At 63.4% G+C, this 12,342-nt stretch carries 11 protein-coding genes; 7 read left to right on the top strand and 4 right to left on the bottom strand.

Annotation, left to right across the window (positions count from 1 at the left end):
• The first annotated feature begins 168 nt into the window (after positions 1-168).
• The 4 genes from glpX to CU_RS03045 all read left to right on the top strand — a co-directional run bounded on the left by glpX (position 169) and on the right by CU_RS03045 (position 5,304).
• Positions 169-1,197 (top strand): class II fructose-bisphosphatase, encoded by a 1,029-nt coding sequence (gene glpX, locus CU_RS03060; RefSeq protein WP_012359866.1) that lies wholly within the window; start codon positions 169-171, stop codon positions 1,195-1,197.
• 166 nt (positions 1,198-1,363) lie between these two features.
• Complete coding sequence (locus tag CU_RS03055; RefSeq protein WP_012359865.1) at positions 1,364-2,767, top strand: class II fumarate hydratase; 1,404 nt, start codon at positions 1,364-1,366, stop codon at positions 2,765-2,767.
• A gap of 177 nt (positions 2,768-2,944) precedes the next feature.
• Positions 2,945-3,667: a TetR/AcrR family transcriptional regulator gene (locus CU_RS03050; protein WP_012359863.1), complete on the top strand. Its 723-nt coding sequence runs from the start codon at positions 2,945-2,947 to the stop codon at positions 3,665-3,667.
• Positions 3,668-3,744: 77 nt separating this feature from the next.
• Complete coding sequence (locus CU_RS03045) at positions 3,745-5,304, top strand: MDR family MFS transporter (protein WP_012359862.1); 1,560 nt, start codon at positions 3,745-3,747, stop codon at positions 5,302-5,304.
• Positions 5,305-5,420: 116 nt separating this feature from the next.
• Here the strand turns inward: CU_RS03045 and CU_RS03040 are convergent, their stop codons facing one another.
• Entirely contained in the window at positions 5,421-6,035 is a 615-nt protein-coding gene (locus CU_RS03040) for a GNAT family N-acetyltransferase (RefSeq protein ID WP_012359861.1), read from the bottom strand.
• 15 nt (positions 6,036-6,050) lie between these two features.
• Positions 6,051-6,863: a LysR family transcriptional regulator substrate-binding protein gene (locus tag CU_RS03035; RefSeq protein ID WP_012359860.1), complete on the bottom strand. Its 813-nt coding sequence runs from the start codon at positions 6,861-6,863 to the stop codon at positions 6,051-6,053.
• Between the two features lie 226 nt (positions 6,864-7,089).
• Here CU_RS03035 and CU_RS03030 point away from each other — a divergent pair, with 226 nt between their 5' ends.
• Together CU_RS03030 and CU_RS03025 are read left to right on the top strand one after the other, a co-directional pair.
• On the top strand, positions 7,090-7,416 hold the full coding sequence (locus tag CU_RS03030; protein WP_173362336.1) for a DUF5997 family protein: 327 nt from the start codon (positions 7,090-7,092) through the stop codon (positions 7,414-7,416).
• A 462-nt stretch (positions 7,417-7,878) separates the two neighbouring features.
• Complete coding sequence (locus tag CU_RS03025) at positions 7,879-9,048, top strand: acyl-CoA dehydrogenase family protein (RefSeq protein ID WP_012359858.1); 1,170 nt, start codon at positions 7,879-7,881, stop codon at positions 9,046-9,048.
• Positions 9,049-9,169: 121 nt separating this feature from the next.
• On the opposite strand, the gene CU_RS03020 is transcribed toward CU_RS03025, so the two are convergent.
• Both CU_RS03020 and glyA read right to left on the bottom strand, forming a co-directional pair.
• Complete coding sequence (locus CU_RS03020) at positions 9,170-9,844, bottom strand: isochorismatase family protein (RefSeq protein WP_012359857.1); 675 nt, start codon at positions 9,842-9,844, stop codon at positions 9,170-9,172.
• Positions 9,845-9,846: 2 nt separating this feature from the next.
• Positions 9,847-11,148 (bottom strand): serine hydroxymethyltransferase, encoded by a 1,302-nt coding sequence (gene glyA / locus CU_RS03015; protein ID WP_012359856.1) that lies wholly within the window; start codon positions 11,146-11,148, stop codon positions 9,847-9,849.
• 175 nt (positions 11,149-11,323) lie between these two features.
• Between glyA and coaA the strand changes: the two genes are divergently transcribed.
• The gene (gene coaA, locus CU_RS03010) at positions 11,324-12,271 is read left to right on the top strand and encodes a type I pantothenate kinase (protein WP_012359855.1); all 948 of its coding nucleotides are present in this window, start codon (positions 11,324-11,326) and stop codon (positions 12,269-12,271) included.
• Positions 12,272-12,342: the final 71 nt, after the last annotated feature.

The raw sequence follows: 12,342 nt of genomic DNA, 5'->3' as shown, positions 1-12,342 counted from the left end.
GACCCCAGTTAGGGCAGTCCCCACGTCGCTGCCGACCTCTGTGTGTGGAGAGATATAAAATGAGTGCCGTACAGGGCTGCACTCTGCCGAAACGAGAAAACCGTGGTGGAGTCGATCAGCACGCTCAGCCCGCACGATTCAATCGAGTGAAAGAGTTGGTTTAACACCATGTCCGCCGATAATTCCAGCGCCACCCCGCAGTCGACCAAGCAGGCCCCAGATCGCAACCTCGCCATGGAGCTCGTGCGCGTGACGGAGGCTGCTGCTCTCGCATCCGGAAAGTGGGTCGGTCGCGGCCAGAAGGAGTCCGGCGACGGCGCCGCTGTGGACGCGATGCGCATGATGATCAACTCCGTCGCGATGGACGGCGTCGTCGTCATCGGTGAGGGTGAGAAGGACGAAGCGCCGATGCTGTTCAACGGCGAGTCCGTCGGCACGGGCAAGGGTCCAGCGGTGGACATCGCCGTCGACCCGGTGGACGGCACCACCCTGATGGCAGAGGGCCGCCCGAACGCGATCTCCGTTATCGCGGCTGCCGAGCGCGGCAGCATGTACGACCCATCCGCCGTGTTCTACATGAAGAAGATCGCCGTCGGCCCGGAGGCTAAGGGCCTGATCGAGCTGGACGCACCGGCATCCCACAACATCCAGGTCGTCGCCAAGGCCAAGGGCATCGCCCCTGAGGAGGTCACCGTCGTGGTTCTGGACCGCCCACGCCACCACGACCTGATCCGCGAGATCCGCGAGGCCGGCGCGAAGGTCCGACTGATCGGTGACGGCGATGTCGCCGGCGCGGTCGCCGCTGCCCAGGACTACTCCACCAACTCCGTGGACATCATGATGGGTATCGGTGGCACCCCGGAGGGTGTCATCACCGCCGCCGCGATGAAGTGCATGGGTGGCGAGATCCTGGGGCAGCTGTGGCCAAAGGACGACGCCGAGCGCGAGAAGGCCATCGACGCCGGCCACGACCTGTCCAAGATCCTCACCACCGACGACCTGGTGAACTCCGAGCACTGCTACTTCGTCGCCACCGGCGTGACCGACGGTGACATGCTGCGCGGCGTGTCTTACCGCAACCGCTCCGCGGTGACCCGTTCCCTGGTCATGCGCTCGAAGTCCGGCACGATCCGCTTCCTGGAGTCCCAGCACCAGCTGGGCAAGCTGCAGGAGTACTCGGTGCTCGACTACATCTAAAGCGAACGCCAAGCGCTCCCCGCTCGCATGAAAACCGCCGCGCAACCCGCTTGCCGCAAAGCTCGGTAGAATGTTCTGTGGCATGGGGAGCGCCTGGAGCTCCCCGCCCCAGCTGGGGCGCGCGATAATCCGAACTATTAATTCTTCAGAAAAGAAGGTAGCGATTATGACCGATCAAGAGTTCCGCATCGAACACGACACGATGGGCGAGGTTAAGGTCCCGGCGAAGGCCCTGTGGCGCGCCCAGACCCAGCGCGCAGTGGAGAACTTCCCAATCTCCGGCCGCCCGCTGGAGAGCGCACAGATCCGCGCGATGGGCCTGCTGAAGGCAGCCTGCGCCAAGGTCAACATCGAGCGTGGCCTGCTCCCGGAGGAGAAGGGCCAGGCCATCGTCGACGCCGCCCTGCGTATCGCCGATAACGAGTTCGACGCCGAGTTCCCGATCGACGTCTTCCAGACCGGCTCCGGTACCTCCTCGAACATGAACACCAACGAGGTCATCGCATCCCTGGCTAAGCAGGCGGGCGTCGAGGTCCACCCGAACGACGACGTCAACATGGGCCAGTCCTCCAACGACACCTTCCCGACCGCCACCCACGTCGCCACCACCGAGGCTGCCGTCAAGGACCTCATTCCGGCCCTGGAGAAGCTTGAGGCTTCCCTCCTGAACAAGGCCAAGGAGTACAAGAACGTCGTGAAGTCCGGCCGCACCCACCTGATGGACGCGGTTCCGGTCACCTTGGGCCAGGAGTTTGGCGGTTACGCCCGCCAGATCGAGCTCGGCATCGAGCGCGTGAAGGCTACCCTGCCGCGTGTCGGCGAGCTGCCGATCGGCGGCACCGCAACCGGCACCGGCCTGAACACCCCGGCTGACTTCGGCGCGAAGGTCACCGAGGAGCTCAAGAACCTCACCGGCCTAGACGTCCTGAAGGAGGCCGAGGATCACTTCGAGGCTCAGGCCAACCGCGACGGTCTGGTCGAGATGTCCGGCGCGCTGCGCAGCGTCGCCGTCTCCTTCTACAAGATCGCCAACGACATCCGCCTGATGGGCTCCGGCCCACTGACCGGCCTGGGTGAGCTGCACCTGCCGGACCTGCAGCCGGGCTCCTCCATCATGCCGGGCAAGGTCAACCCGGTTCTGTGTGAGACTGCAACCCAGGTCTCCGCGCAGGTCATCGGCAACGACGCCGCGATCGCTTTCGGTGGCACCCAGGGTCAGTTCGAGCTGAATGTCTTCATCCCGATGATGGCCCGCAACGTGCTCGAGTCCATCAAGCTGCTGGCGAACACCGCAACCGTCTTCGCCGAGCGCCTCGTCGATGGTCTTGAGGCCAACGAGGAGCACATGAAGCTGGAGGCTGAGAAGTCCCCATCCATCGTGACCCCGCTGAACTCCGCGATCGGTTACGAGAACGCAGCTAAGGTCGCGAAGACCGCGCTGGCTGAGGGTAAGACCATCCGCCAGACCGTCATCGACCTGGGCTTCGTCCCGGAGAAGCTCTCTGAGGAGGAGCTCGACAAGCGCCTCGACGTGCTGGCTATGGCCAACACCGACCGCGATCGCTTCTAAAGAGCATTCCACCGCGATGAACTGGCATTAGAGCAGTTCACGCGCCGCGTCGCCGGCCGGGCTACGGATCACCGTGGCCCGGCCGGTTTTCTTGTGCGCAATGTACGGCCGAAGTATCGGCCATCTCACACATTTTTGCATTGCATGCAATAGTGCACCGAGTGTAATCTTTTTTAGGTGACACAGCACCAAGATTCCGAATATTCGCCCGACCACAGCGGTCCGCCGACTGGGCGGCGTGAGCGAAACCGACTCCAAACCACCCTCGCCATTGAGGATGTAGCTACCCGCCTCTTTCTCGAGCACGGCGTGGATGCGGTGACCGTGGAGCAGATTTGCGAAGGCGCGGGCATTAGCCGCCGGAGCTTTTTCAATTACTTCGAGTCCAAGGATCAGCTGCTGAGCGGCCCTTCAGCCAGCGTCATCACCCCGGCCCTACTCGCAGAGATCACCGAATTGCCTGCCGAAGAGGGGCTTCCCTTCCCGGCGCGGGTGGTGGAGCTGGTCGGCCGAGCGCATATCGAGGTCAGGGAACGGCGCCACTCCCGTTCGATCGATCCAGCGCTCTCCCGAGAGATCACCCGGCGCCGCGCTGTACTGCTACGCACCTCCCCCGAGCTGCTCTACGCCCGCCATCACTCGCTCGATTTGGCTAAAGAGAGGCTCCAAAAGGCCATTATTGCCAATCTGACCGAGCACCCCGCCAATCGATGCTTGCGGGATCTAGCACTCGAGCAGGAAGCGCTTCTGCTGGTCAACATGGTGACCTCCACAGTGTGGTCTGCGCTGGCCCTGGCACATAGTTCTGGTAGCGGCATCGCCGATGCCGAGGTTTTCGATGCCGCTACCCACGCTCTCGGCACGCTCCATGCTGGTTTCGACCGGCTGAGCTTTGAGTAGCAAGCCTGAAGGCGGGGACGTGGCGTCCTCAACTGGAAAACATTTCGACAATCACCCCCAACAGTAAGAAAAAGTTCATGACAGAATCTGATCCTGCCTCCACGACGGAGGACTACCGCAAGCAAAATAACGTCCCGCTGGTCTTCGCCTCGCTGATGATCGGCATGCTCATGTCCTCGCTGGGACAGATGATCTTCGCCACCGCGCTGCCGACGCTGGTCGGCGAGCTGGGCGGGGCGGACAAGATGAGCTGGGTCATCACCGCATTTTTGGTGATGATGACCATTGGCATGCCGATCTACGGCAAGCTCGGCGATCAGCTCGGGCGCAAGCCGCTGTATCTGTTCGCGATTGCGGTTTTCCTGCTCGGCTCGATTATCGGCGCGAATGCGCAGTCCATGGGCATGATGATCCTCGCCCGCGCGGTGCAGGGCGTGGGCGGCGGCGGCCTGATGGTTCTCTCGCAGGCGATCATCGCCGACGTAGTCCCGGCTCGCGAGCGTGGCAAGTACATGGGGCTCATGGGCGCAGTCTTTGGCCTATCGAGTGTGCTCGGCCCGCTGCTGGGTGGATTCTTTACCGACGGCCCAGGCTGGCGGTGGGCGCTGTGGTTCAACGTGCCGCTGGCGGTCATCGCCTTCACTCTTTCGGCGTTCGCGCTGAAGCTGCCGCGGCGCGGAGAGCGTGCACCTTTCGACTGGTTCGGCTCCCTGCTGTTGGCTGCTGCAACGAGCACGTTGATCCTGGCGTTGACGTGGGGCGGCCGGGATTACGGCTGGACCGACCCGGTCATCTTGGGGCTGCTGGGTACCACCATCGTGGCCACCGCATTGTTCCTGGTGGTTGAACCACGGGTGTCGAACCCGGTGCTGCCGACGAATCTCTTTGGGGTGCGCAACTTCGCGCTGACCACGATCTCCAGCATCATCGTTGGTGTGGCGATGTTCGGCGCCATGGCTTATCTGCCGACGTATATCCAGATGATTCATGGCCTGTCCCCCACTGCTGCGGGCCTCATGATGATCCCGATGATGGCCGGGATGCTCATCTCCTCGACGACGTCGGGCCGCTACATCTCCAGCACAGGCAAGTACAAGTACTTCCCCATTGTGGGGCTGGGGATCGCGACGGTCGCGTTGGTGATGGTGGGACGGCTGACCCCGGATTCCTCCATGAAGTACCTCGGGCTATGCCTCGCGGTGTTTGGTGCGGGGTTGGGCTTGACGGTGCCGATCTTGACGCTGGTGGTGCAGAACACCTTCCCCATCAAGATTGTTGGTACCGCGACGGCGGCGAATAACTTCTTCCGTCAGATCGGCGGTTCGGTGGGTGCCGCGGTGGTGGGCAGTTTGTTCAGCCACCGGGCCGGTGAGTTTATGTCGCAGCGGCTGCCGGAGGCGCTGGCTGCGATGGGGCCTGAGGCGGCGCCGTACGCGGAGAAGTTCACCCACGGCGGTCAGCACAGTTTGACGCCACATGCGGTGCACGAGCTGCCGACTCCGGTGCGGGATGCTGTGGTGGGCGCGTATAACGATGCGCTGGTGCCGGTGTTGGGATGGTTGGCGCCGGCGATGCTGGTGGCGGGGTTAGTGCTGGTCTTTATTCGGCCCCAGCGCCTCAGCGAGACGCTATCCTAGCGAAGCGGCTCAGCTGGGCGCGACATCAAACCCAGCGCCTCAGCGAGACGCTATCCTAGCGAAGCGGCTCAGCTGGGCGCGACATCAAACCCAGCGCCTCAGCTGGGGCGGGGGAATTATTCGCCGTTGCGGGCGGGCCCTTCTTCGAGGACGAGTTCGTAGACCTGGTTATCGCGCCAGACGTCCTTCTTGGGCCCGTAGCTCATCTTCGCCATGGAGTGGAACGTCCCGACGAGCTCAAAGCCACGGGAGACGTGCAGGCGCACGGAGCCTTCGTTCTCCGGGAAGATGTGGGAGTGGATGGACCAGCGACCTGCCTTGGTGGCCTCGGCGATGAGGGTGTCGAGGAGCTTGCCGCCTACGCCGCGCCCCTTGGCGTCGCTGGACATGTAGATCGAGTCTTCGATCACGCCGTGGAAGACTTCGCGCTGGCTCGCTGGGGATGCTGCGATCCAGCCGAGGATCTTGCCGGTGGTTTCGTCCTCGGCGATGAAGGTCAGCTCCAGTAGGCGGGCTGCCCGGAAGTCTTCCCATTCGGGGGCTTCAGCCTCGAAGGTGGCCTCGCCGGTATTCATTCCTTCTTGCAAGATGGCGCGCACTTCCGGGTAGTCTTCTTCACGGAGGTTGCGGATGATGACGCTATCTTCTGCGCGCTTCGGGCTTTCGACGTCCTGGATCTTCTGCTCGGATCCGCCCGTCGTCTCTGGAGTGTTCTTACCCACGGTCGTCATGGCACAGATTCTGCCTTAGTGCCGGCGACCTTTCCAACTTCTCTTTCCGCTTTTCTTGCGCGCACCTGCGGGTCCGCGGGATCGTCGTGAGGCACTTGTCGACGACGTCGCGTTTCTTTGCGCTCGACCAGCGCGTTTCTGTTCCGCGCCGCTGAGTTCCCCTCGGCTGCTTCCGGCCTTTCGGCCGCGGCAGATGCCGACGAATTCCTGTATTTCCTCGGCGTCCCGTTCTTTCAGCCATACGACGGCGACGACGGTTGTGCCGGGCAGCTCCGGCACGGGTGCGGTGCCCTCCGCCTCGCTGCTCCCCGCCGCGCTATCGGCTGAGCCTGCTTCCGGATCTTCGCCTCGTGGGGTCGGGAGCAGGAGCTCGCGGTTGACCACTCCCCTGACTCTTAGGGCCCGTAGGAGGGGGCGGGGCGCGACGGCGATGCCGACGTTGGCTGCGACAACTCCCAGCATCTCGCGGAGTTGAGGCAGATCGTCGATGCCGTCGGCGGGCGTGGTGTACATGAACATCTCGTCGGAGAGTTCGGCCCACTTGACTCGGTCAAGCACCTCGATCGGGTGTTCCTTGGGGGCGGCCACACCCATTTGTTCCTCGTAGAGGGTCACGGCGTGGAATTTTTCCTTCGGCACACCACCCTGGCCGAGGCGGACGATCGCAACGTCTGCTTCTCCATTGGTGATGTATGCCAGCGGGGCGTCCGTAGCGGCGCCAGCACTTCGCCAACCGGGGACGCGGTCGTCGAAGCGAGCGAACCACTTGTCCGGGTTGATGCCGGGACTAAAGACGACGCGGAGGTATCGCGGGGCGAGCTGTGCCATGGAAACATCCTATCGCGAGGCCCCACGGGTACTTAAGGAACTTAAGGAGCGGGCTGTCGCGAGGCGGGGTTAGCGAGTACTTGGCTCTAGGATGGGTGGCGGAAAAGTTGAGCATGCGGGCGCTGCGTCTGGCGGCGCGCGGACGAGAGAATCATCGGCTCGGCACAGAATGTCTGAGCGTTCAGGAGAAGCAATGACAGATAAGAAGGTCTCCAAGGGGCCAAAGATGAAGCCAATGACGGCGGCGAAGAAGTTGGGGATCTATCTCCCGGCCGCCCCGGAGGACTTCCAGAACACCCCGCTGGCTCACGAGGAGTTCGTCGAGCTGCAGCAGAACCCGCCAGAATGGCTGCAGCAGCTGCGCCTCGAGGGTCCCCACCCACGCCCGGAAGTGGCACGGAAGCTGGGCGTTACGATCACTGCGCTGCGCAAGAATGAGCTGGATAAGCCGCTGACCACCGCTGAGATCAAGGAGCTGCTGGAGAATCAGCCAGAGTGGTTGCGAGAGGCTCGGAAGTCGCTGGCGGAAAATCGCCCAGGCGGTAAGAACTAGCTCGTCCCCGCTGGGGGCATGAAGATTTGAGAGAGACCTCAGGCGGGGCTTAAGCATCACAGTGCTTAAGCCCCGCCTGAGTTTTTGGTACCCGTGCGACGACACCGGGTGTACCCCATTGACCGCCGTGGGTGACTAGGCCACGGCAGCTTTTCAACCCATCGCTTTCCGTCGCGCCGTGACAAGTTGCCCGGCAAGGCGAGAAGAGGGTCCTTCCCGAGCGGCGTGGCGGAAAACGACTATCCACTACTGGCGCACCTCGTGAGATGATCCCCCGTGGGCGCTAACTTGAGGTTAGCATTACCTAAGTTCGCACACAAGGGTTTAAAAAATATTTCTTCATAAATAGGTGACTGAGGCCACAAAGCGTTACTATGAACATAAGCATTAAGAGTTCTGGGTCACAGTGCGAACTGTGCCGGCTCTTTCACCGAACATCCCCCGACTTCCGGAGAGGACAACATGAAGAACTACCTTCCGCGCACCCTGTTCAACGAAGAGCACGAGATGTTCCGCGAGGCCGTCCGTGGCTTCGTGGAGACCGAAATCCGCCCGAACGTGGAGCGCTGGCACGACCAGGGCTACGTCGACCGCGAGATGTTCAAGAAGGCCGGCGACATGGGCCTGCTGGGCATGGAGGTCGACGAGCAGTGGGGCGGCGGCGGAATGAATGACTACCGCTTCAACGCCGTGCTGACCGAGGAGCTTGCCAAGGCAGACTCCGGCTCCATCATCGTGGGCATCCAGACCATCAACGACCTGGTCATCCCATACCTGCAGCGCTTCGCCAACGACGAGCAGAAGGAGCGCTTCCTCAAGCCGCTGTGCTCCGGTGAGAAGATCGCCGCGATCGCCATGACCGAGCCGGAGGCCGGCGCCGACCTGGCTGGCATCCGCACCCTGGCCCGCGACAACGGCGACGGCTCCTTCACCGTCAATGGTGCGAAGACCTTCATCTCCAACGGTGTTCAGGCAGACTTCACCATCATCGTCGCCATCACCGATCCGGAGAAGGGCCGCGCCGGCATCTCCCTGCTCATCGTCGAGGACGGCATGGAGGGCTACACCAAGACCGGCCCGCTGAAGAAGGTCGGCCTGAAGTCCCAGGACACCGCCGAGCTCTCCTTCGAGAACGTCCAGGTCCCGGCCGAGAACCTGCTGGGCGAGCGCGGCGCTGGCTTTGGCTACCTGCGCCACAACCTGGCTCAGGAGCGCCTGTCCATCGCCGTGGGCTCTGTCGCGACCTCCCGTCGCGCCTTCGACCTGGTGTACCAGCACTCCCAGGACCGCAAGACCTTCGGCAACCGTCTGGTCGACCACCAGGCCTACCGCTGGGAGCTGGCCAAGATGGTCCAGGGCCTGCAGGCTGCACAGTCCTTCGTCGATGCCTGCATCGAGGCCAAGGTCAAGGGCGAGCTGGACGAGACCACCGCTGCGATGGCGAAATACCACACCACCGAGCTGCAGATCGAGGTCGTGAACCAGGCACTGCAGATGCACGGCGGCTACGGCTTCATGATGGAGTACCCGATCGCTACCCACTACCTGGACTCTCGCGTCCAGCCAATCTACGGTGGCCCGAACGAGATCATGCTGGAGATCATCTCCCGCAAGCTGGCTAAGGGCGAGTAAGCCACTCCCCCTGTTTCTCACCCGGTGGGCGCAGCTTGAGCGCCCCGCCCGGTGAGCAACACAACAAAGAACCCGATGGTGGAAACCATCGGGTTCTTTCGGCTTTGAGTCACGACTGCGACTACTTCACCTCGATACCGGCCTCACGCAGTTCGGCGAGGGTCGCTTCCTCCCCCGCTGCTGACACCGGCGCGCACAGACGCGGGATCACATTGACGTCGAAGCCCTCGGCCTTCGCATCCAGCGCGGTGGCGCGCACGCAGAAGTCGGTCGCGATACCAACCACGGTCACCTGACCAATGCGGCGGGAACGCAGCCATTCCGCGAGGAGTACCTTCGGACGGGCCTCTTCGGCAGCAGCGCTCTTCGCTTCCGCGACCGCAAGAGAGTCCGCGAGGTGGCCTTCAAAGCCCGAGTAGGCGGGCTCGTACTCACCCTTATGGAACCACGCCTCGACCTGATCGGTCGCAAGCGCCGGGTGCGACTGTGCGCCGGTGGTTCCGGCAACGCAGTGCACCGGCCAGGTGTCCTGGTAATCCGGCTCCGTACCCTCCGGGGCGAAATGCCCGGCTGGGTCGATGTGCCAATCCTTCGTCCCCAAGATGACGTCATAACGGTGCAGGCCGGCGATGTGCTTGCTGATCGCTTCGGCGGCCTGCGCGCCACGTTCGGTAGCCAGGCTGCCGTCGACGAAGTCATTCTGCACGTCAACGATGATCAGCGCGTGCCCCGCCCCAGAGGGCTGGGATGCGGCTCCGGCCCCACCGCCCTGCGGATTCACAGCGGACTGAGCCATTCTTAGACCAGCTTCCAGTCCTCGAGGCCCTCGTACAGCGGGAAGTCCTCGGCAACCTTGGAGACACGAGCACGCAGAGCCTCGACGTCGGCGTTCTTACCCTGTGCCAGCGCGGTGCCGATGACGTCCGCGACCTCGGTGAAGGCAGCGGTGTCCAGGCCGCGGGAAGCCAGGGCCGGGGTACCGATGCGCAGGCCGGAGGTGACCATCGGCGGGCGTGGGTCGAAAGGAACGGCGTTTCGGTTGACGGTGATGCCAACCTCGTGCAGCAGATCCTCAGCCTGCTGGCCATCCAGCTCGGAGTGACGCAGATCAGCCAGCACCAGGTGGACGTCGGTGCCGCCGGTGAGCACCTCGACGCCAGCACCCTTGGTGTCAGCAGCGGACAGGCGCTCGGCCAGGATCTTCGCGCCCTCGAGGGTGCGGGCCTGGCGGTCACGGAACTCCTCGGTCTGGGCCACCTTCATGGCAACGGCCTTCGCGGCAACGGCGTGCATCAGCGGGCCGCCCTGCTGGCCTGGGAAGACTGCGGAGTTGAGCTTCTTCGCCCACTCCTGCTTCGCCAGGATCAGGCCGGAACGCGGGCCGCCGAGGGTCTTGTGGACGGTGGTGGACACGACGTCAGCGTGCGGGACCGGGGACGGGTGCAGACCAGCAGCGACCAGACCTGCGAAGTGGGCCATATCGACCCACAGCTTCGCGCCGACCTCGTCCGCGATGGAGCGGAAGGCAGCGAAGTCCTGGTGGCGCGGGTAGGCGGACCAACCGGCGATGATGACGGTCGGCTTCTCCTTGAGGGCCTGCTCGCGGACCTTATCCATGTCGATGCGCATGGTCTCCGGGTCCACCTCGTAGGCGATGGCCTCGTAGAGCTTGCCGGAGAAGTTCAGGTGCATGCCGTGGGTCAGGTGACCACCGTGAGCCAGGGACAGGCCCAGGATCTTATCCCGTGGGCTCGCCAGCGCCATAAGGACGGCGGCGTTAGCCTGCGCACCAGCGTGCGGCTGCACGTTGGCGAACTCTGCGCCGAAGACCTGCTTCGCGCGGTCGCGGGCCAGGTCCTCGATGACGTCGACGTGCTCGCAGCCGCCGTAGTAACGGCGTCCCGGGTAACCCTCGGCGTACTTGTTGGTCAGGACGGAGCCCTGCGCCTGCAGCACTGCACGCGGCACAAAGTTCTCACTCGCGATCATTTCGAGAGTGTTGCGCTGGCGGGCCAGCTCACCGTCGATCGCGCGGGCGACATCCGGGTCGAGTTCGGCCAGCGGCACGTTGTGCTGGATGGTCTGTGGAGAATCGGACATAAGTTTCCGTCGGCCTTCCTTCAAAAAGGTGTATACCGCCAAGAATGCAGACCGATTCTTGGGGGTAGAAGGTGTTGTTGCGTTGCGCCCCACATCTTAGCGTCTGCCCCGGACGCAGGTCACAGCGCACCTAACACATTTGGGTTATCTCCCCCCACACAGGCACAATGAGGCCATGAATCGTACGCCCCAGCGCGCCTCCGCGGACGCGACTGAATCGCCCTTTATCGAACTCAAAAGGAGCCAGTGGCGCGAACTCCGCAAGTCCATGCCCCAGGTCTTGAGCGAATCGGAGCTCGACCAGCTGCGCGGCATCGGCGACGAGATTGACTTGGACGAGGTCAGCGAGGTCTACCTGCCGCTGTCCCGCCTCATTAACCTGCGGGTCGAGGCCCAGCGCAGCCTGAATCAGGCCACCGAGACCTTCATCGGCGAACCGATGCCTCCCACGCCGTACATCATCGGTGTGTCCGGCTCCGTGGCCGTCGGGAAGTCCACCACCGCGCGTGTGCTCCAGGTGCTGCTGCAGCGTTGGGACTCCAGCCCCCGGGTGGACCTGATCACCACGGACGGGTTCCTCTTCCCCACCGCCGAGCTGGAACGCCGTCGTCTGCTGCACCGCAAGGGCTTTCCCGAGTCTTATGATCAGCAAGCGCTGCTGAATTTTGTGACCAAGGTGAAATCAGGCGCCCGCAACGTCAAGGCACCGGTCTACTCGCACGAGGCCTACGACCGAATTGCCGGTGAGTTCGAGGTCGTTGACCAGCCGGACATCCTCATCGTCGAGGGCCTCAACGTGCTGCAGACCGGCCCCACCCTCATGGTCAGCGATCTCTTCGACTTCTCCGTGTACGTCGACGCCCGGGTTGAAGACATTGAGGACTGGTACATCTCCCGATTCCTGCGTCTGAAAAACACCGCCTTCAAGGACCCGGAAGCGCACTTCCACCACCTCGCGGGATTGAGCGACGAACAGGCCGCCCAGGTGGCCCGGGAGATCTGGCAGACAGTGAACCTGCCCAACCTCATGGAGAACATCTTGCCGACCCGGATCCGCGCCAGCCTGGTGATGCGCAAGGGTGCAGATCACCTCGTCGACCGGGTGCGGATGCGCAAGATTTAGCCCCGCCCTCCCACAGCTGACGCTGCCACCAGGCCGCCCATGGCGGCTCAGAGCAACCAGTACAGCACTGG

Source organism: Corynebacterium urealyticum DSM 7109, from assembly GCF_000069945.1.
Classification (GTDB): domain Bacteria; phylum Actinomycetota; class Actinomycetes; order Mycobacteriales; family Mycobacteriaceae; genus Corynebacterium; species Corynebacterium urealyticum.
The sequence above is the reverse complement of the archived record's forward strand: the minus strand, read 5'-3'. Positions and strand labels throughout refer to the sequence as shown.